Origin of the sequence: Sphingobacterium sp. BIGb0165 (assembly GCF_024810095.1) — a bacterium.
Taxonomy (GTDB): domain Bacteria; phylum Bacteroidota; class Bacteroidia; order Sphingobacteriales; family Sphingobacteriaceae; genus Sphingobacterium; species Sphingobacterium detergens.
The window spans coordinates 249,560-271,257 of record NZ_JANUEB010000011.1 but is presented as its reverse complement, the minus strand read 5'-3'; the positions used below and the strand labels follow the sequence as shown (position 1 = coordinate 271,257).

Below are 21,698 nucleotides of genomic sequence, written 5' to 3'. Positions count from 1 at the left end.
AAAAAGATTTACAAGAGTATAAAGGGAAAATAAAAACAAACAATACTTTATAAGAACCCATAGCATTTTATTTTTTTTCATTTTAATTATTTATATACTCTCATTTCTATAGGTATGGCTATCAACTCACAATAATACGAAAAAAAATAAAAGCCACATCTCTCGACGTGGCTCTACAACATTTATATATTTATTCGAGATGGCTCTTATTTATATGAATTGATCGATTTGGATACTTTCCAGTTATTCCCTTCACGTACCAAAGTTACCAGATCAGTCTTGGTAAAGTCTTCAAATTTCAAAGTTACTTTAGCCACCATATAATCTGCTGACTCTTCAATAATATCGGTACTTACTACGCAATTCAAGCGCTCACCTTTTTGTTTTTTCAGAGATTTAACCACTGCTTCACGGCTATGAGACTGTGCATTTGCCGATTGGATCTTTTGATTGAAATCCTCCGAAAACAATTGCTCCACTCCTGCTGATTGACCTTCTGTCGTTACCGCAACATAGTGCTCTAAAGCAAAGTCTGCTGTAGATAGGTTAACGTTTGCTTTCGCTGATTTTGAACCTGGACCTTCTGCGGCCATAGCGAAAGTGGATACTGCGATTAAAGCTGCTGCTGTGAATGTTTTTACTAGCGTTGTCATAATGTCTTTATTTTATTGTGTTAGTTCTGTTGTTCTTATTTGTTGACTCAAAACTACGACACAATATGCCCCTGACCTATGGGCTTTAGACTAACGGACAGGAAAACTCGGTGAATGACGGGATTGGGCAGGTGAGATACTGCAGATAAAAAAAATAATTATATCTTTGGCTACTTATTTAGCCAAATAAAAAAATGAAAAGTACTCCTCCTAGCAAGGTGAATAAATCCCAAGGGAAAACACTTGGTCTCTATTTTTTAATTTTAATGATTTGCTTTAGTTGCAAAAAGAGCGAACAACCCACGCCAGTAGAAAATCAGCCCCTAAAATTAGAAACTATAGGCGTTGATGCTGCCAACAGGAAGAGTATCGTGTTTGCGGGCCGTGTATTGTATCTCAATAGTGAAAAAATAAAGGATCATGGGTTCGTATTGAAATCTGGTTTTGGATCGTCTCAAGAGGAAAAAAAATATTCATTGGGAACGACCATTCAGATGGGTAAGGTACTGAAGAAAATTGAACCGCCAGCGGAAGTCCTCGAAACTGGTCGGGGAGAATATAGATTTTATATCGAAACGGACAAAAGTACCTATTATGGTGAAACCGTCAAGTTTCAGTTATCAAATGTTTTTATAGACTATCAAACTGGCTTATTAGCAACCGCTGGGGAGACAATCACAGTAAGCGGTGACTTCAAAGATATAAAAAAGGAAAACTATAAGCTTCGTTGCGATTACAACAGCCCAATAGAAATAGATTATAATATCGACGCCACAAATAAGAAAATAACATTTACGGTACCAAGCGGGTATCGCCATGGCGTAGATCTCAGTTTCTATCTAAGTCCAATCCAAAGCGTAACAAATTTAAATAGCGATATCGGTCTGGCATCGGTTAGCATATTGGGAACACTCACCCCACCCACGCAATATAATTATAATTACAATGATTACCTGCGCCTGTCGGGAGTAGGGCTCCCCCCCGATCGGGCTTCGTCATTTTATGTCATCATTGGTGATAAGCTGTTCCCTTATTATCAAGAGTTATTACTGAGTGACATGATCTATGATCAGCCCAAAATGGCCTATAGAATCGGTTACTATAATGGGCGGGATACCGTTATTTTCGACAAGAAGATTACTCTTAATACCCCAAAACCTACAGATTTGGTTATCCGTCGATCTTTTGTTCATCCAGGGCGGTCGATTCCTGTCACAGGTATTATTCCCTATAATTATAGTTTTATGCCAACGATGAGTGTAGGCGGTAAAAGCGCCAGTTACAATGCAACATGGAACGGCGATGATAAAATAACGATCAGTGATATACCAGATGGAAGCTATCCTTTTATTATGGAGGGACCTTTTGCCAGATTTGAAAGTAAAGAAAAAATTGTCGTAAAGTCCCTAAATATAAGCGGAGCAAGCTCATCAAAAGGATATTATGGTGCACAGATAAAAATTCCGGGTAATTTCATTGCGGGAGATCACTACTATGCCAGATTAGGGGATCAGGGAGATGAGAGCTTGCAGGTTTCCAATGGTAGCGCTACCCTCGATATCCCCAATATTAAGCCTGGAAAAGTAAAAATTACGGTGATGTACAATGACGATCATGGCAAACAGCATGTATTCCCCACCGAACATCAAGTTGAAGTCCTCGCTCCTATCTTTGATGATTTTTATCCAAAATCGGCTAAGCCTGGTGATGTTATCACATTAAAGGGAAAAGGGCTAGGCTACTGCGCGATTTTTATGGGTGGTGTCCGCTTGATCTCAGTGGGTGGAACAATAGACCAACCGCAAGTATTTATACCCAGGGATGTCTTCTTCAAAGGAAAGGTGCGCATCAGTGCACAATACAAAACGGATTGGATTGAATGCAAAGAGGCATTTGAATTATTATAACCAAAAAATTTATGAAAATGTACGCTAAAGCGGGGACAACAAAATTTGTGCAGTTAATAGCAATATTATGCTGCATCTTGACGGCCTGCAAGAAAGAAAATAAGACGGAGCCTCCCACGAACACCCAAATAAGTGCAATCACCGGAAGCTTTGAAAAAATGACGGAATCTTCGATCGTCCTCCATGGAACGGTGGGTGAAATGGCTATGCTTCCCAATATTCTAGAATATGGTTTTATATTGAGTATCAAAGAGAACAGCGGATATGCCAGGCCAGAGTTGGAAATTCCGGTAGGTAAGAAAATGAACGATAAGGATGTCGTTTTCATCTATAAACCTGAAGAAAATTTTGACATGAATACAGTCTATTCCTACGCTTTTTATGTCAAGACTAAAAATGGCTTCTTCAAAGGCTCATTGAATTCATTTCAGATGGATGGTATGCAGGTAGAATCACCCTCGGAGATCTTGGGAATGCCAGGTGAAGTAGTGCATCTCAAAGGTCGTTTTTCAATGCTGGATGGTAGCTACAAATTGTATGGTAGATTAGATAAAACCCAACAAATTGACTATCAAATCGCCTCAGACGGTAAGAGCCTAACGTTTAAAATCCCAGATGTCGACGGCTCCCAACATGGTAAAAAGCTAACAATAGATCTACAGAAAAATTCAGCAAATGGTTCTTTCAACAGACAATTGGTTCAAATCAGTTTACTAGGTAAACTCGTTCCACCTGCCATACTGACCTATGGTTTTACTGACCTTATACGATTCTATGGTTCCTGTTTACCATACTCTGGGGATAATGACAAGTCTTTTCAGATAATCATAGGAAACATTACTATTCCTTATACACGGGAAATTGCTATCAAAGACCTGAAAGGGCTAGTGGGAAAAAGCTTTAAAATTGGCTATAAAAATGGCAGAGACAGCGTATTATTTTCGGCTGATTATATCATCCGGTCCCCCAATGCTGCAGATATATATTTTGTCAATGCAGTAGCGCACCCCAATACGCACGCTATTGTCAATGGTTTTTCATTCTATTCATTCTTTGATATGTACCAAACAAAATATTTTTTTGGCAAATATCAGGTTAATGAGATGGAGGTAAATGGCGATTATCCAACGGAAACCATTTCGATACCGATCAAGAATATTCCGGAAGGGCAATATAAATTACGTCTGGACAACGGATTTTTTAATATCGAAAGTACAAAGACGATACAGATCAAAAAGTTTGACTGGACGTCTATTGATAAAAGCGAGGCCTATGTGGGCGACTACCTAACGCTCACTGGAAATTTCATCAAAGGATTTGAGTACACGATTTATGGGGACGATTTCTTTAAAATGCCAGTGGTATGTAGTGAGGATGGTAAATTAACATTCCAGGTCCAGACATTCTTTCAAGAAAGTGAGTCACTACATATTGTGTATAACGAATTTACGGAAACCGGATGGCACCTGTATATGCATCCGAAAGCATTGCCATTTAAAAGCTTAGGTATGACTTTCGACAGTTTATCGCCAAAAACCGGGCTACCAGGAACTGTTGTACAGCTCAAAGGAAAGGGAATCGGCCTGGCGCATATGATCCGGGTTGGCGATACGCAAGTATACCCGCTCATAAAAAATGTAGATGAGGTCACGATTACCATTCCTGCTTTTCAGACAAAAGGAAAAGTGCGGATTTCAGCCGCGGCCTGGGGAAATACAATTCTGTTATCACCAGACTATTTCGAAGTTCAATAGAAAAGTTATTATGAAAAGAACCATTCGACACATACAAATTGGCGTTTCCATCATTGCAGCGCTATCGGCCTGTAAGAAAACAGAGGAAGTCGTCGTTATTAACACGCCAATGACGGTAGTTGCTATGGCACCTTCGGAAGTGAAAGATTCCCAAGTCACCATGCATGGTGAAATAACAACCTCAAATAAGGAAGAAATTTTGGATGTAGGCTTTATTTTATCCGAGACTAAACAATCCGGAAGTACCATCCTACAGGAGATCTCCGCTGGCAAACAAAAATTGATCAATGGCAAAACAGTAGACTTCACTTTGACCGTAAAAGAACCTTTTGATCTAGATTTAATCTATCAATATGTATTCTATGTCAAGACTGCTAAAGGTTTTTACAAAAGTCAGCCTGTCCGTTTCAATGTGGACAATATTAACGTCACAGACAACAAACTTGTATTGGCTTATCTTGGAGAGACCGTATTATTCAAAGGAAATTTTAAGCAATTTAAGGAAAATTACTATTTAATTGCTGACGGAAATACCGAACAACGGTTAGCTTTTACGCTAAAAGACAACAAAACAACTTTAGCTGTAACCCTGCCAAAAAGTGGATATTACCATGGAAACAAATTGGCGATTACGCTTCAAAAACCGCTTAACGGACGTGAATATGTAAGTTCAAAACAGCTGATCGAAACAAAAATAGTTGCTAAAATCACCGAACCGAGTAAAAATAGTTTCGCTTTTAATGAGGGGATTCAGATCAATGGTATCGGTTTACCCCAATATGGTTATGCGGATGACTTATTTCTATTGATCGATGACCAACGCATCCCTTTTACAAATAATCTATTTTTCCGCCAGATAGCGAAGCTCAAAGGCGAATCTTTTCGACTGGGATATGCCAATGGCCGCGATAGCATCTATTTCGATAAAAAAATCCTACTCGAACAACCTTCAGGAGAAAATATCACATTCGCAACGACACTAACCCATCCTGACTGCATGATAGAGGCTACAGGAATTGATTTTTATAAATATTTTGGTGATGAAATCTCTAAAATACTTGTGGGCAATTCGGCTGCAACAGGATTTATCGGGAATAGCGGCGCCAGTACCTATTTGACTATCCCGGACAATCTCCAGGACGGAAAATATGCGGTTACCCTGACAAGTGGATTATCCACTGTCACCAGCAAACAGAAAGTTGAAGTGAAGAGATTACATTGGGATGCTATCAATCAAAATATATTTTTTTCGGGAGATACGGCCCAGCTAACAGGAAACTTTTACAATACAGTAGGTTACAACCTAGAATTTTCCGGCGGAAATGCTGTATATAACAGTGAATTGAAAAATAATCTCGTTAGTTTTAAAATACCGCAGCTAAGACCAGGCCAGTATAAAATCAAGACCTATTACCATGGATACTATGATAGCAAAAAGTTTTATGCCCCCGAAGAGAAAACCATCGAAATAAAAATGCCTATTATTTCGGATTTCAGTCCGCACACAATCACCAGCGAATACGCTATCATTTTAGAAGGTAAAGGCTTGTCCAATGAGTTTAAATTTTACATTGGGGGGCAAGAGGTTTATGCATATAATTTAAATGAAAATGAACGAATAATCAACATTCCTCAAGGAATAAAGCCGGGTAAATATAAGGTATGGATGGATACTAACTATGGAAAAGTTGAAGCAAAAACATTGCTAGAAATCCAATAATCAAAGACCATGAAGCAGCACATTATCAAACTCACTTACATCATTCTTTTATTTTTCGTTCTTGGTTCATGTAAGAAGGATGAACAGGTAATCGATAAAACACCAATAACAGTAGGTACGCTAGAGGCCGGGGATCTCAGAAACAATCACGCCATTTTATATGGCGAAATCCATTATCTAAATGATGAACAGATAATTGACTATGGCTTTAAGATTGCATTAAGGGAAGAAACAACCTTCAGAACGATCTCTTTAGGTAAACAAGCAAAAGTGGGTATAATAAGTTATGACCTCCAATCGACTTTCAAAATCGGTGAATTTTATCAATATATTTTTTATGTAAAGACTGATAAAAATACATACGAAGGAAGACCTGTATATTTTACGGTCAATGATATCTGGGTAGACAATTCCAAAATACAATATGCCAGTCCCGGTGATATCATCACGATCAAAGGCCGATTTAAACAGGTAGATGATTTGTTTAAACTCTCTATCGGGAATGCCTACAACGGTGAGAACAACGAAATCCCTTTTACGCTGGACAAGGAGAAAGAATCGCTAACTTTTACGATGCCCAGTAAGAATCTATACCATGGGGCCGACGCTCGCATGGTGTTATCAAAAAAAATAAATTATCAGGAAGTGCGGCAATATTTATTAAGTTTTAAAATTGCTGCGCGGTTATTGCCGCCGAGTCCGGGGACACACTATTATACAGATCCAATCAAGCTGAAGGCTATTGGGTTATCAGATTACTTATATCACGATTTTAAAATTATTTTAGGTGACAAAGTACTGCGCTATGAAGACAATTATTATGCTCCTTACCTCCCGCTTAATGGACATTCCTATAAATTAGGCTACATCTGGGGGCAGGATACAATTTACCTCAAAGAAACATGGAATCTTGAGGTTCCCGATATGAAAACAGCAGCGCTAAAGTATAAAATAGTGCACCCTTTTGGACATACAGAACTTGAAGGACTCGATTTTTTCAAATATCTTGTCAATAGCAAGTATAAATTAGCAATAGGGAAGTATGAGGGAGATCTTGCTATGATTAATTTTGAAAAGGATATTCCGGTACATATTGCGGACATTCCGGAAGGAAAATATCCTATAGCCATCAATAGCAACGTATACGGCGATCTTAAAATCAATGACCAATTGATCATTCAAAACCTTCGTATTACTGCTGTAGACGCTGGGACTGGTTATTATGAAGACCCGATACGTATAAAAGGGAATTTCCTACCTAATCAAGAATATGTTATAAAATCAGGTGACTTCGAGGTATATTTTGGCTTTCCCAAGAATGGTGAACTTGTATTTCCATGTCCTTTTACCCTTTTAAAAGGGGATAACAATGTAAAAATAGGCTATGCAAAGTATGGTGGCAATTTTTTTGAGGCTGATAGTAAAGTCATAAAAGTAAACGGATTGAGTATAGATAGCTTCTATCCTACCAAAGGAGCTCCTGGAGATATTGTCAAATTAAAAGTACGGGGTGCAAAGACAAATTATTACCGAATCGGGATCGGAGGTATTGAGGTTAGCCCTATATCCGTCAAACTTGGAGAAATGGAATTTATGGTTCCTACGGTCAACAAAAAAGGAAAGACAAAAATAAAAATATTGATTGACAACCAAGTTTTCGAATCAAACGAATATTTTGAAATTATATAAATCCGCATAAAAATTACGATGCAGTGAAACGTTAGAAGAAAAGAGCCTGATGTAAAAAAGCCACATCTCGCGATGTGGCCTTAAATAAACATATGATTCACTAGCTGTCAGCTCCCGGTATGACGGAGCTGACAACTAGTTATTGGGGACTATTTATAGGAGTTGACTGAACTGGACACTTTCCAGTTATTACCTTCACGTACCAAAGTCACGAGGTCAGTCTTGCTGAAGTTTTCAAATTTAAGGGTCACCTTAGCTACCATATAATCTGCTGATTCTTCGATAATGTCTGTAGTTACTGTACAATTTAGTTTCTCGCCTTTTTGTTTTTTCAAGTATTTAACGACTTCATTACGGCTGTTGGTCTTTGCATTTGCTGATTGAACCTTTTGGCTGAAATCTTCAGCAAACAATTGCTCTACTCCTGTCGACTCGCCTTCTGTCGTAACCGCAACATAGTGCTCTAAAGCAAAGTCTGCTGTGGAAAGGTTAACGTTTGCTTTTGCTGGTTTTGAACCTGGACCTTCTGCTGCCATTGCAAATGTTGATACTGCGATTAAGGCTGCTGCTGCGAATGTTTTTAATAATGAGTTCATAATGTCTTTATTTTATATTGTTAGTTTTTTAGTTCTTATTTGTTGACTCAAAACTACGACACAATACGCCCCTAGCCTATGGACTTTAGACCAACGATCTGGAAAACTCGGTAAATGGCGGGAATAAAAGGGTAAAGAAATATAACGTTTAACCGACTTTAATGTCGAGTTCTTCTCATTCGTTATCTATATGAAATTAGATTTGAGATTTAAAGGTGGATGAAATTCTATTATAAGGATGGAAAATATGCAAATTACTACCACAAGAATAGCGCTTAGTACTGATTAAATTGAGTTTGATACGATCTGACATATTGAGGAATAATGGCCTTCCCGAACCAAGAACAATAGGATATAATGCTCAGCTTACAGAAGTACAGAACAAGATTTAATGGAAGAGATAAATCAGCTCAGGTGATCAAAAATAATTCACTCCAGTAAAACTATTTTAAATCAGCTATTGTTCTTATTGTACAAAGCGGCTATTAGCTACCTTTCGAAAGGAAGGATCAACATAAAAATTGGCGTCGTATAGTGAGAATCCAATAGTATTCAAAACACATTGGATGACGAAACAAAAAAGAGGAAACGATAGGAAACATAAAAATTACTGTACAAATAAACGCTAAGAGAAAGGGTCTGATTAACATCAGGCCCTTTTGACGTAAAAAAGCTACTTGCGAATAATAAATCATCCCCAACTGATCCTAATCGTTTATGTCAGTTCATTCCCTACCCTTATTTTATTTACCACAGAATTAAAACGTGCTCCAAAAGGCGTATTTGGTTAAACAAAAAACTTAAAAACAATAAAAAAATTATTGATGAGTATGGTAGTCATTGCTGCGCTATCAACTGGGGCATTTGCTGGTACAACTGCAAAAGCTCCCAAAGAAAATGCAAGTATGAAAACAACTACCCACCGCCTTGCCAACAATACAACTCGGGTTACCAAAGAATCCACATAAGCGACTGCAGCATTCATCCGCTGTAATTTCAAAGTAAGTATTTACAGCTATTGTCCTGTTATGTAGCGCAGTCTACACAGATTATGCGTCTTCAACTAGCGGTTGTGCGCAATTATTACACACAACCCAAAGTACACTATTATAGGTTCAATGTGTAATGCATACCACAAAACGAAAGCGTTGCCTATGCCCTGCTTTCGTTTTTACAAATAGCTTCAATCTTTACCGAACTCACTTATCGTTAAGACTACCTACCTCTCCGCCCCCCTTTTGTTTCCTCTTTTACCTTTGGTATTAGACAAAATAGCGATGCTGAGTTTATAAATATTATTTCCCCGTGGTGAGCCTGCTGTAGGACTTTCTCCCAATTGAGCAAAGGAGTCACCAAGTACAAAAAACTAAAATCGAATAAGTAAGCGCGAATAATAGATCAGCCCTTGCGAATTCCAAACGGTCTACATCAATTTATTTCCTTGTCCTACTTTTATTCTCAGATAATTAAAACATGTCCCAAAAGGCATGTATGGTTAAACAACAAAACTTAAAAAAATGAAAAAATTATTGATGAGCTTGGTAGCCGTAGCTGCGCTATCAACTGCAGCATTTGCCGGCACGGACGCAAATGCCCCCAAAGAAAATGCAAATGTAAAAACAACCACTTACAAGCTTGCCAAAAACAACACCCCGGTTAAAGCTACCGAAGCGGCAAAGGAAAGCAAAGACATGTTGACAAAATGTGTTTACACGCTAAATGTTTACAATGGTAGTGGTCAACTGATTGACACCTTCACTTCGCAGACCTATGTAGAAAATTCTTGTTCAGGATTCTTCAGCACTTGCAAAGCGGTTTATAGACATATGCTTGCTCATGGCGAACTAGGGATATAGCCTGAGGATATATTTCATTCTAATTACAAATGCAAAACTTTAAGCGGGGCTCAGGCCTCGCTTTTCCAAATCCAACGATCATGAACAAATACTTTTTATTCTTTCTATTATCACTGGCCACAACGGTTTCCCATGGACAAAAGCTAAAGGCGGTATACCAATACCTACCATCGCCCATGGCTACTTTTCGGGAAGAGGTTTATTTTCAGGACGGGGTAAAAACGTCCGTTCGCGATTCGCTGCCACAGCCCAAGCCCCAGGCCACTGACAATTCCAATGATGAGGAACTGAGTGGTAGCATGTCGACTACACTAGATATGGGCAAAACCTATAGAAACATCATTATCCAAAAAAGTAATGCACCCAAACTGCTCGAAACCCGCTCGCTCAAAGGCAGCAACTACTTCGTTAGCGACGATTTTCCGCCCCTAGTGTGGAACACTAGCTACACCGATATCGATACCCTAGGCAAACATATATGCAACAAGGCCACCACCACTTACCGCGGTACTACCCTAGTGGCCTATTATACTAACGATATTCCGGTGCCTGCCGGGCCTTACAAATTTGGTGGTCTGCCCGGTCTTATCGTAATGCTATACAACGAAGGGGCCAACCCTCAATACTGGCTGCTTAAAGAAATTGAATACCCCTACACAGGCGATGTACCTGTTAACGAAAAATACATGAATGCGCTGCCTAAGCTCAGCCTGGAGAGCTACATAAAAAAAGAAGATCTCGAAAACGAAGAACGGATGCGCATGATGATGAGCAAAATGCCCCTGATAGAAGGTGTAACTGTGGAACGCAAAAAAGTTCGTGGCAGTGTAGAGCAAGTATATGAGTGGGAAAAAAATTAAGCAGTTAGTAGGGTGGCTTGGGGTATGCCTGTTACCGGTATTTGCACAGGCACAGGTAGTCATACATGGCAGAGTTAGTGTCAAAGATGGAGCTTTGGGCGGTGTACGCATTGCTTTGCGCCTTGCCGCCGATTCCCAAATGCTGGCCTACTCTTTTAGTGATGCCCAGGGAAATTACCGTTTGCAAACCACGCAAAGAGGAAAGTTCATTTTGCAGTTCAAATCACTTGGCTTTGAACCGCTTAGTCTGACAATTGCCCCTATACAAACAGACACCCTTATTGACGCGCAAATGCAAGTCGGTGGCGTACAGCGTTTACAAGAGGTAATCGTGCATGCCAAACAGCCTTATCTACATAGCCGAGATACAATCGAACTGGCGGTAAACTCTTTTTTGCAGGGCGATGAACGCAACGTAGAAGATTTGCTACGTAAAATTCCGGGGATTAACGTAGGTACCGATGGTAGCATTAAGATCGGCAACAAAGAGGTGGAAAAGGTAATGGTAGAAGGTGACGACTTCTTTGAAAAGGGCTACCGCCTGCTTACACAAAATATGAGTGTGCAGCCGCTTGAAAAAATTCAGGTACTACAGCGCTATTCCAACAACAAACAATTAAAAGGTATTGAAAACTCAGACAAGGTAGCCCTCAACCTGCAACTGAAAGCCGATAGCAAAAACCAATGGCTGGGTTCGGTAGGGCTGCAGGGTTCGCCAATTGGTCCAAAATATTACCAAGCTAGCGCCAATCTCATGAATTTTGGCAAGCGCAACAAATATTACCTCTTGGCCAGCGCCAACAACAATGGTTACGATGCCGTAAGCAGTATCAACCACCTTATTCAGTCTGGTTCGGCCAACGAACCTGGGCAAATTGGTATGGATGTAAGCACACCTACCCTTATTGACAATACGCCAAACCTGCCCAATTTCGATTATCGACGCACGAATTTCAACAACGACAAGCTCATTTCACTAAATACAATTTTAAATCCTACATCGGCATTCAAAATCAAATGGTTGGGCTTTGTCAACCCCACTAAAAAGTCGTTTTACCGCAATAGCGTGCAGGAGTATACCCTAGAGGATATTCAATTTACCACCACCGAAAACTATGAATTTGCACGCAAAATTGACAATTATTTCACCAAACTGGAACTGCAGTACGAACCCACCCCCCATACCACACTTAATTATAGTGGTACCCTGGGGTCTCTGAACAGCCACGAGGTGGGAACCCTGCTTTTTAATAACATAGCCAGCTTAGAAACCACCAAAAACAAAGGCTATCTCACCAACCACAACCTAACGTATAGCTACAAATTGTCGGAGCGGAAAGCGCTGGTCAGCTCCATACGCTTTATAAACCAGCGGTCGCCAGTTGATTACAGCATCAATCAATACTATTACGAAGGTCTCTTCGGGTCCAACTCGGTGAGCGAGGTACAACAGCATATAGATAACAACCTACGCTACCTGGGGGCTACAACACATTATGTAAGCCGACAACAAAACGGTAATTTTTTTGAACTTGGGCTAAGCTCAACTTATCAACAGCAGCAGCTCAACACCCAACTACAGCTATTGCCCGACCCCGAAGTGGAGCGCAACACGGCGCTATACCCGCCAAAGTTTGCCAATGAAATGACCCTCCGCTTGTTTCAGACTAACCTTATTTCCAAATACACGGTAAAACATCGCTCCTGGGAAGTTACTCCTCGCCTGCAAGTGGGTATGGTAAACAGTGGGTTGGTTAATTTTGAGGTACAAAAACGCAAAAACAACCTACAGCTCTCTCCTGGCCTATCGGGCAAATGGGCCATACACCGCAAAGGACGGCTGGAAACTGATTTGTTTTTTCAACAGCAGAACGCCAAACTTACTGAACTTATACCCAACTATTACACTACCGGTGTACGCAATTTTATAAAGGGTATGGATAACTTAGCTACCTTGAGCAGTTCGGGCGGAACACTCCTGTACACCTACGGCAATATGAGCGACCGTTTTTTTGCCAACCTCCATATCGGCCATCAGATTTTGCTTGATTATATTGGAACAGAAAGCAACCTCAACCCCAATTTTAACCTTGTGCAACAGCTCTTGCTCAAAAACAAAACCTTGACCTCTTACAAAGGAGAGCTAAATTATTATCTAAAACCCTTAAAAGGAAATATACGCTTGGATGTAGGCTTCAACACTGCTGATTACGAAACTTTGGTGACCGGCTTGGGACGCAGGCGAATTCGCACAAACAGATATGATTATGGGCTGTCGTTCAGGAGTTCCTGGAAATCTAGCTTCAATATATATACAGGATATCTTCTGCAAACCAACAGCTACCGTACAGAAGGTAGCACAAACACCTTGAAAAATGGTCAAGCTTTTTTGAATCTCTTTTTGCGCTTTAGTGACGATCTGCAGTTTAGCCTCAAGAACGAATCTTATCGCTTTGGAGCCATGCCCCAACAAAAAGCCCAAACTTATTATTTTTCGGATTTTTCAGTGTTTTATGACCTTAAAAAATACAAAACCCGTTTTGACATAACGGCTAAAAACATTTTTAACACCCGCTCTTTCAGAAACATGCTGCTCACAGACATTTCGCGTTCCTCCACCGAATACCGGCTCTTGCCCTGGTACATAAGCTTTGGGATAGACTATAACTTTTAAGTCTTTATTACAGCCGTATCTCGCTATATAGCTTTACGGCATAAATTAACCATTCAGCTGCGTGGTATTTTTATAGAATTTTGGTACATTTAAAAAAATATAAACCAACAATATATTTTACTTCAATGAGCGCAAATGTTCCTATTGTTCGACAAGTCTCTTGGCCAGCGGTCTTAATCATCTCATTAGTATTGGCCGGTTTTATTGCTATTTCCGTATTTTTCTTTCAAAAACATGGGATTATTATAGGGATAGCTTTCTTTTGGGCCTTAGCTGTCCTATTAAATCAGACAATTCCGACAAGCCACAACAAAGGGATGAAAGCTATAAAACGAAAGGACTTCAAAGTGGCCCTAGAATATTTTAAGCAAAGTGCTGATTTTTTCACAAAGTATGCGTGGGTAGATAAATATCGTGCTATAACATTTTTAAGTGCTTCAAAAATGTACTATCGGGAAATTGCACTTTGCAATATTGCTTTCTGCTATACACAGACAATGGAAGCAGAAAAAGCAAAGTCAACCTATGAAGAAATCCTAAAAGAATATCCTGACAATGGAATCGCTTATTATGCACTAAATTCAATCAATACATTTTCGAAAAAGAGTGATTAAAAAGACCAAGTCCGACAAATTATTCTGATCTGCAATAGGTCTGGTGCTTAAGTAACCATCTCCCTATCCTTATCTTTATATAATAGAACTAATACTTGCATCCTTGTTTGATCTGATGATACATGTTGAACCTACATATAGTCATCAAGGAAACAGTAGCCTTATTTTTTACTGCGCAAAAATTGTCCTTTGGTATCAAAATATAATTTATTGTCATTGGTTAATTCCAATTTATACCCTTTGTTGGATTTATCTATGCTTTCGACGCCTATATCATTATAATTTTCTTTCAGATAAGATTGAATGGACTCTGGAAAAAAACCTTTAGGCAGCGCAATACCTTCTGGTGCCTGAACTTCAATCCAGTTGCCTAACTTGCCAAAGTCAATTTCTGTATGATCAGCCAATATCACTTCGTGAAATGTCCCCGTAACGGTGGGTGATTTCTTTGTCTTTACTTCAAGTATCTGTACATTTGGAAAATATTCCTTAATAAATGCGAGTGCACTATCAGGTAAAGGAGTCTTTTCAAAAGAGGCTGATGTAACTTGATTGTCCTTGCTAGCATTATAATTCCTATTATTCTGAGCTGCATTGGAACATGTACAGAAAATTAAACAGGTCGGTAGTACCAAAAATAGTTTCCACATGATAGTTTTTCTTATAAGAACTTAAAAATGCGTGAAAATGTTTTAAGTAAATATCCATCCCTTTTTAAATATGGATTTTGTATTGCAATAGTCAATGAATCCACCGACAGCAGAAACATCATTTTGCGTATAATGATCAAGTCACTTTTTGCTTTATAAAAAATACTATTTTCCGAAAGCAAAACTCATTATGGAAGATAAAAAGTCTTTGATTGCTGTACGACCATGCTCTAAGAGAAAGGGTCTGATTAACATCAGGCCCTTTTGACGTAAAAGAGCCACATCTCGCGATGTGGCTCTACAACATTTATATATTTATTGAGATGGCTCTTATTGATAGGAATGAATTGACTTGGATACCTTCCAACTGTCATTCTCGTAGACCAAAGTCACCAGATCAGTCATACTAAAGTTGTTAAATTTTAGTACAATTTTTGCAATCATATAATCTGCCGATTTTTCGACGATCTTGATATTCACTTTGCAGTTCAGGATTTCTCCCTTTTGTTTTTTCAACGATTTGATCACTGTACTACGTCCGTAGGTCGATACATTGGCCGCCTGGATCTTTTGACTAAAATCTTCGGCAAACAACTGCTCCACACCCGCTGATTCTCCCTTTGTCGTTACCGCAACATAGTGATCCAAGGCGAAGTCTGCCGTAGAAAGGTTGATACTTACTTTCTCTGATTTGGAGCCCGGTCCCTCAGCTGCTATTGTGCATGTGGATACAGCGAATAAGGCTGCTGCTGTTAATGTTTTTACTAATCTTTTCATAATGTCTCTATTTCGTTGTGTTGGTTTTCCATCTAAATAATTTGTCTTTTATTTGCGATGAAGCTATCATAAGCGTTTCCATCTATGCTCATGATGGTATATATTCTTACTTGTTAATCTAAAAATCAGATCCTATATATATTTCGTCTACGGAAGTTAGACCGATGATCGGTGAAACTCGGTGAAAAGCACATAGAATCCGTTTTATCAACCGCGTGCCAAATACTATACCAGTTGCCGCAACGAGGCCATTTGTGCTTCCTAAGCTCTACAATAGCCTTTTTTAAGATCTTCTTTTAAAAAGAAATGTACGCATATGAACAGTTTATAAACATATTGTACGCATACGTACAGCGCATCAAGAGTCTAACAAGAGATTAACGATCTGGTGAATACTGATGACCTTGTTTTTATTGACGATAAAGCTATCATGAGCGCCATTTGAAAGCGCTCATGATGGTTCATAATGTCTTTATTTTATATTGTTAGTTTCTTTTCTAATTGTCGCAAGGATATAGATATTGTTGCATTATTTCCTTGTCGATTCTGAATCAAAACTAAGTCTCAATAGCCCCTTACACTATAGGCCTTAGACTAACGGACAGGAAAATTCGGTGAATGACGGGAATGGGCAGGTGGATTTATTATATTTAAGGGATTAATTTGATAACAATGGAAATACCAGTACAACCAATAGAAAAATCATATAAAAAAAACTTGGAACAAGCAATATTTGCTGTCACGCTATTGGCAATAGTCGGTTCGCTCCTATCCAGATGGTTTAATTTTGATTATGGATGGTTTTCCATCATATCAATAATTATTTATATCGGATTAGCGTATTTAATTGGAGCCAAAGAAAATCTCAAAACAACTTTGTGGTCTATCATCAAATTAGGATTATATGATAGTATCATCGGATTACTCTTACCACTATGGTTGGAAGCTCATTTTGACGGGTTTGAGAAAAAAATATATGAGTATGGCATTGTCGGATGGCTGTTTATCATCATTTTACAGATATCTTTTTCAATTTTATTAGGTCTAATCGGTTATGTATTAGCTATTCGAAAAAAAAATAATAAATCAAGTTCTGTAACGTAAAATATTCACAATCTGGTTAATCATTTAAGATTTGTAGGGAGAGCCAGATACACAAAAATAGAAGTCTATTGACAACCCCAGATTATTCAATTCTCTTATATTTACTTCATTCAAGTTCGGTCCTCCAATCATGCCATTACCATAATGGGAATCCATATCCACTTGTATATACCCATCAGCAATCTTCGATAACTTTCGAACTCCTACCTTATCTTTTTTTAGTTCAGAAATTAACTCATCTAATTTAGATGCAAAATCATTTGGCTTTTTACTGGGTTCAATAATAATACCGCTGAAATTATAAGTTGATTTGCGAGATGCTTTTTTATCACCTTTATTCCAACTTTCTGTGATTTCAAGATTTGTATAATTTCTTAGTTCGGTTTCACTTAATTCGGCAGAGGTCGCCTTAAAATAGATTGTAATATGCGGTTCTATAGAAATTCTGATAATTTCCTTTTTGTTAGAATCTATATACATTACCAAATAAAAGCGCTCATTTTCTATTGGAATATAAACACTGATTCCACTTTGGTTGATCACGATATTACCAATTTGTATCTTGTTCTCAAATAAAGCTGGTGCATGAATTTCCAAGAATTGCTCGGTTATCCCCCATTCTTTAAATTTCAATTCAAATTCTATCAATTCAATAATTTCCGTCGTAGTCATTTTTACTCTACTTAGGTTAGCCTGTCGTGTAAATTATAAAAATAGCCACCAATACTAAAACTGATATCACAACCGCTGCTACGGTAGATCTAGCTCTATATTTGAGATCTTTTGGAAACATTAGCTGGCGAATAAGAGCTAAGCCGACTGCACCAACTCCCGAAAGAAACAACCTGATATAAAAGCTACTGTCACTAATATCCATATAGTTTCCGCCGATATAATCAATAATAAAAATCTGTAACACCGTGAAACCTATTGCAAATAACAAAGAGGCGACTGCACCCTTGATGTCTTTTATTTTTACAAAATTTAGCGCTTGAAGTATAGCCCCGAAAATAACTCCAAAAAATAGACTAAAAAATAATATTGCACTATTTTTATATAGTTCGATGGCATTTTCATCGGTTGTAGCTCCTTCGTCCCAAGAATTCTCCTCTGCAAACTCCGCATCTCTCTTCTTATTCACCAGTGCTTCAATCTGCCCTGATTCATCTGGAGTAAAGATCCGTCCCCTTTCTTTTAAAATCTCATAAGCATATTGAACCGCATCAGCTACTGATCTACTATCCGGTTTTATATACTTTTCAAGCTCATTGTCTGAAAGCTTTTTGATAACATTTCTATTTACCATAAAATTTAATAATCCTTTACATTGTTGCACAGACGAACAGCAGTCCAATTGCCCCAACTATTTGTTATATTTCCCGCGAAATACTGTTTTGAAAAAGATAATTCCACCTTAATATTCCTATTTGAGCTAAATTTAAACAACAATGTTTATTGATTTTGATATTGTAAAACTTAAAACAGTCCTTGGCCTAAAAATTCAGTTTGTATACCATAGTAAAATTACATCTATTTCAATTTAAATATATCGATTCAAAAAAATATTTATTTCTCAAACTATTTTAAAATGACAACTGTTCTTATAGTAGAAAACGGCTATTAGCTACCTTTCGAGAAAAAGGTCCAACATACAATTTGGCGTAGTACAGTGAAAATCCAATGGTACCAAAAAACATTGGATGAGGAAACAAAAAAGAGGAAACGATAGGAAACATAAAAATTGCTGTACAAGTAAACGCTAAGAGAAAGGGTCTGATTAACATCAGGCCCTTTTGACGTAAAAAAGCCACATCTTCCGATATGGCTTACATCTTATATATTTATTCTAGATCGCTTCTTATTTATAAGAATTGACAGATTTGGATACTTTCCAGCTATTACCTTCACGTACCAAAGTCACAAGATCAGTCTTCGTGAATTCTTCAAAAGCTAAAGTAACCTTGGCTACCATAAAATCCGCTGACTCTTCGATGATATCGCTCGTTACTGTACAGTTTAGCTTCTCACCTTTTTGTTTTTTCAAGTATTTAACGACTTCTTCACGGCTATGTGTTCCCCCATTAGAAGAAGATTGAACCTTTTGGCTGAAATCTTCGGTAAATAATTGCTCTACACCGGCCGACTCTCCCTCGGTAGTGACCGCAACATAGTGTTCTAGGGCAAAGTCTGCGGTGGAAAGATTAACGTTTGCTTTTGTTGATTTTGAACCTGGTCCTTCAGCTGCCATAGCGAAAGTAGATACTGCGATCAAGGCTGCTGCTGCGAATGTTTTTACTAATGCTTTCATAATGTCTTTATTTTATATTGTTAGTTTTTTAGTTTCTTTTCTAATTGTCGCAAGGATATTGATATTGTTGCATCATTTTCCTTGTTGATTCTGAATCAAAACTACAACACAATAGGTCCATAGCATACCGACTTTAGACTAACATTACGGAAAACTCGGCGAATAGCGAAAATGGAGCGGTGAGCACTCCGAACATAGCGCAAACTTTTAATAACCTTTTTCCAAAGAAACTTCGTTGAGTAAAGGTCGTCCTTCAGTCATTCTTCTATAATTATCCACTACCTGTAAGACCGAAGAACTAATATTTGTCCTACTTGCAACATGTGGAGTTATAAAAACAGAACTGCTATTCCAGAACGGATGATCTTGGGCCAATGGTTCTTGATGAAATACATCGAGGTAAGCCTTAGCAATTTGCTTCTCAGCGATTGCTTCTAATAAATCTTCATCAACAAGATGTCCGCCCCTACCGACGTTAAGTAGAACTGTTCCTTTGGGGCATAAACTGAAAAGATCATGATTTAGAAATCCTCTTGTCGCATCAGTCAATGGCAAAACATTCACAATAAAATCCGTCTGCTCAACAGCCAAGTTAAGTCCCGAAATCCCCGTAAAAGAGCTTACCCCTTGAAGATTTTTAGGTGAATAGGACCACCCGTTTACCTTGAAACCCAACCGGGCTAACCTTTCAGCTACATAACCGCCGATTTCACCCAACCCTAAAATCGTTACACAAGTTTGACCAATAGATTTATATACCAGGGGCTGCCAATGTTGTTTCGCTTTTTCTATGGCATAAGCCGAAAAATTCTTCATCGAATGCATCAAACATGTCAAAACGTGCTCAAACATATCACTTTTTAACATGGGGTCTACAATCCTACAGGTCTGGATATGTGAAGGTATAGATTCAGGGAATAAATGATCTATCCCAGCTCCTCCAGACTGGATAACTTTTAGATTGGGAAAATGAGTATAATAATCTGCCTCAGGCTTCCAACAAAGTGCAAACTCAACCTCGTCATTATTTTCGATCTCAGGATAGATCTCAACTTTTATTTCGGGTAAATGTTTATTGATCTCGAACTTCCATTCTTCAGCCCGACCACTATTCAATATCAATGCTATACTCATGTTACTTTCATTTATACGAAAATAACATTTATCCCAAAAACAGCAATGTACTTGTTCCAGAATAATTACTGTACGAGTAAACGCTAAGAGAAAGGATCCGAATTAAACATACTATTTATTCAGGGTATGTCAATTTTTTGATAATTTAGAGTCATCAAGAATCATTTAACTGACTTGTAAAAGTTTAACTAACAAAATGTAAACACAATCGAATATGAGAAGACTACTACAATTGGCACCTTTATTCTTATTATTGGTAAGTTGCTATACATCGAATAAAAAGACAGATTTATTACGGAATAAAATAGCACAGATCGTTTCAGATAAAGACGCAATTGTTGGTGTTTCAATCATTGGCAATAATGGTCAGGACACAATCTCCTTAAACGGAGATCGGCGGTTTCCAATGCAAAGTGTGTTTAAATTCCATATCGCATTGGCTGTACTGTCTGAAATTGACAAAGGAAACCTTTCTCTGGATAAAAAAATAGAGATAGGTAAGGATGAACTTTTACCTGCAGATTTTTGGAGTCCATTGAGAGATGAAAATCCCAATGGTGGAAGTTTTACAATTGAAAAATTAATCCAATATACCGTTTCCCATAGCGACAATACGGCTTGTGATGTACTGATTCGGCTGATCGGAACGCCCAAAACCGTTGAAGATTATTTCAAAAAGAACAATATCAAAGAAATACAAATCACATATAATGAAGAAGAGATGCAGGCCAAGTGGGAAAATATGTTTCAAAATTGGACTACCCCAAAAGCTGCAAGTGAGACGATAAAAATGTTTTATGAGAATAAGAACAATTTACTTTCAAAAAGCAGTTATGATTTTTTTTGGAAGACTAATATAGAAACAACAACTGGGGTAAATCGAATAAAAGGGCAATTACCCAAAGGAACAATTGTGGCTCATAAAACCGGTTGGTCCGGAACAAATAAAACAACTGGCATTACTGCAGCTGTAAACAACATTGGTATTGTATTTTTACCAAATGGTGAGCATTTTATTATTAGTGTTTTTGTGAGTGAATCAAAGGAAAATTTCGATGCAAACGAGAAAATTATTGCCGACATTGCAAAAGCTACTTATGACTTTTATACCCAGCAATAATCAATTAAAAACTGAACATAAAACTCTTACCAAGCAATGTAAAACACATAATATAGTCCCTGCCAACGACTATAAGTGTTTAATCGATCCAATAACGCTCAAGCCTACGAACCCTATAAATAAGCGCTTAGGTGATGGCTTTTGAATTAACAAAAATAAACGGAGTCGACGGTGGAAATCGGATTTCACTGTTATATGTCCGAGTGTATCTATAGTCTCAAGAATTTTCAAAAAAAGTACTAGGCATACTCCTATAGCAGCCTAACTTGTCTTTTCAATTTT

The 21,698-nt window shown here is 38.2% G+C and carries 19 protein-coding genes; 11 read left to right on the top strand and 8 right to left on the bottom strand.

Annotated features, from left to right (window positions below):
* Positions 1-206: 206 nt before the first annotated feature.
* Complete coding sequence (locus M2408_RS24210; RefSeq protein WP_259187156.1) at positions 207-653, bottom strand: nuclear transport factor 2 family protein; 447 nt, start codon at positions 651-653, stop codon at positions 207-209.
* A 194-nt stretch (positions 654-847) separates the two neighbouring features.
* On the opposite strand from M2408_RS24210, the gene M2408_RS24205 reads away from it, so the two are divergent.
* Genes M2408_RS24205 through M2408_RS24190 form a run of 4 tightly spaced genes read left to right on the top strand, consistent with a single transcriptional unit; the run spans position 848 to position 7,723 of the window.
* Complete coding sequence (locus M2408_RS24205; protein WP_259187155.1) at positions 848-2,560, top strand: hypothetical protein; 1,713 nt, start codon at positions 848-850, stop codon at positions 2,558-2,560.
* A 17-nt stretch (positions 2,561-2,577) separates the two neighbouring features.
* Positions 2,578-4,314 (top strand): DUF4873 domain-containing protein, encoded by a 1,737-nt coding sequence (locus M2408_RS24200; protein ID WP_259187154.1) that lies wholly within the window; start codon positions 2,578-2,580, stop codon positions 4,312-4,314.
* Positions 4,315-4,324: 10 nt separating this feature from the next.
* Positions 4,325-6,034, top strand: a complete 1,710-nt coding sequence (locus M2408_RS24195) for an IPT/TIG domain-containing protein (RefSeq protein WP_259187153.1) — start codon at positions 4,325-4,327, stop codon at positions 6,032-6,034.
* 9 nt (positions 6,035-6,043) lie between these two features.
* Complete coding sequence (locus tag M2408_RS24190) at positions 6,044-7,723, top strand: hypothetical protein (RefSeq protein WP_259187152.1); 1,680 nt, start codon at positions 6,044-6,046, stop codon at positions 7,721-7,723.
* Between the two features lie 149 nt (positions 7,724-7,872).
* On the opposite strand, the gene M2408_RS24185 is transcribed toward M2408_RS24190, so the two are convergent.
* On the bottom strand, positions 7,873-8,319 hold the full coding sequence (locus tag M2408_RS24185; RefSeq protein WP_259187151.1) for a nuclear transport factor 2 family protein: 447 nt from the start codon (positions 8,317-8,319) through the stop codon (positions 7,873-7,875).
* 824 nt (positions 8,320-9,143) lie between these two features.
* Between M2408_RS24185 and M2408_RS24180 the strand changes: the two genes are divergently transcribed.
* The 5 genes from M2408_RS24180 to M2408_RS24160 all read left to right on the top strand — a co-directional run bounded on the left by M2408_RS24180 (position 9,144) and on the right by M2408_RS24160 (position 14,323).
* Positions 9,144-9,287 (top strand): hypothetical protein, encoded by a 144-nt coding sequence (locus tag M2408_RS24180; protein ID WP_259187150.1) that lies wholly within the window; start codon positions 9,144-9,146, stop codon positions 9,285-9,287.
* Between the two features lie 564 nt (positions 9,288-9,851).
* Positions 9,852-10,175 carry a hypothetical protein gene (locus tag M2408_RS24175; protein WP_259187149.1) on the top strand — a complete coding sequence of 108 codons (324 nt, stop codon included), beginning with the start codon at positions 9,852-9,854 and terminating at the stop codon, positions 10,173-10,175.
* Positions 10,176-10,255: 80 nt separating this feature from the next.
* A complete protein-coding gene (locus M2408_RS24170) occupies positions 10,256-11,035 on the top strand; it encodes a GLPGLI family protein (RefSeq protein WP_259187148.1) in 780 nt (259 codons plus the stop codon).
* Positions 11,016-13,709: a carboxypeptidase-like regulatory domain-containing protein gene (locus M2408_RS24165; RefSeq protein WP_259187147.1), complete on the top strand. Its 2,694-nt coding sequence runs from the start codon at positions 11,016-11,018 to the stop codon at positions 13,707-13,709. The genes M2408_RS24170 and M2408_RS24165 overlap by 20 nt, the downstream gene beginning before the upstream one ends.
* A 125-nt stretch (positions 13,710-13,834) precedes the next feature.
* Positions 13,835-14,323: a tol-pal system YbgF family protein gene (locus tag M2408_RS24160; protein ID WP_259187146.1), complete on the top strand. Its 489-nt coding sequence runs from the start codon at positions 13,835-13,837 to the stop codon at positions 14,321-14,323.
* A gap of 161 nt (positions 14,324-14,484) precedes the next feature.
* On the opposite strand, the gene M2408_RS24155 is transcribed toward M2408_RS24160, so the two are convergent.
* Together M2408_RS24155 and M2408_RS24150 are read right to left on the bottom strand one after the other, a co-directional pair.
* Positions 14,485-14,973: a PepSY-like domain-containing protein gene (locus M2408_RS24155; RefSeq protein WP_259187145.1), complete on the bottom strand. Its 489-nt coding sequence runs from the start codon at positions 14,971-14,973 to the stop codon at positions 14,485-14,487.
* A gap of 330 nt (positions 14,974-15,303) precedes the next feature.
* The gene (locus M2408_RS24150; RefSeq protein WP_259187144.1) at positions 15,304-15,750 is read right to left on the bottom strand and encodes a nuclear transport factor 2 family protein; all 447 of its coding nucleotides are present in this window, start codon (positions 15,748-15,750) and stop codon (positions 15,304-15,306) included.
* Between the two features lie 672 nt (positions 15,751-16,422).
* On the opposite strand from M2408_RS24150, the gene M2408_RS24145 reads away from it, so the two are divergent.
* Positions 16,423-16,854: a hypothetical protein gene (locus M2408_RS24145; protein ID WP_259187143.1), complete on the top strand. Its 432-nt coding sequence runs from the start codon at positions 16,423-16,425 to the stop codon at positions 16,852-16,854.
* A gap of 24 nt (positions 16,855-16,878) precedes the next feature.
* On the opposite strand, the gene M2408_RS24140 is transcribed toward M2408_RS24145, so the two are convergent.
* From M2408_RS24140 to M2408_RS24125, 4 genes are all read right to left on the bottom strand, one after another.
* The gene (locus M2408_RS24140; protein WP_259187142.1) at positions 16,879-17,526 is read right to left on the bottom strand and encodes a DUF4279 domain-containing protein; all 648 of its coding nucleotides are present in this window, start codon (positions 17,524-17,526) and stop codon (positions 16,879-16,881) included.
* A gap of 16 nt (positions 17,527-17,542) precedes the next feature.
* Positions 17,543-18,160, bottom strand: a complete 618-nt coding sequence (locus M2408_RS24135) for a hypothetical protein (protein WP_259187141.1) — start codon at positions 18,158-18,160, stop codon at positions 17,543-17,545.
* A gap of 552 nt (positions 18,161-18,712) precedes the next feature.
* Positions 18,713-19,162: a nuclear transport factor 2 family protein gene (locus M2408_RS24130; protein ID WP_259187140.1), complete on the bottom strand. Its 450-nt coding sequence runs from the start codon at positions 19,160-19,162 to the stop codon at positions 18,713-18,715.
* A gap of 207 nt (positions 19,163-19,369) precedes the next feature.
* Positions 19,370-20,296, bottom strand: a complete 927-nt coding sequence (locus M2408_RS24125) for a glyoxylate/hydroxypyruvate reductase A (RefSeq protein ID WP_259187139.1) — start codon at positions 20,294-20,296, stop codon at positions 19,370-19,372.
* Positions 20,297-20,510: 214 nt separating this feature from the next.
* On the opposite strand from M2408_RS24125, the gene bla reads away from it, so the two are divergent.
* Positions 20,511-21,416 (top strand): class A beta-lactamase, subclass A2, encoded by a 906-nt coding sequence (gene bla / locus M2408_RS24120; RefSeq protein WP_259187138.1) that lies wholly within the window; start codon positions 20,511-20,513, stop codon positions 21,414-21,416.
* Positions 21,417-21,698 lie beyond the last annotated feature (282 nt).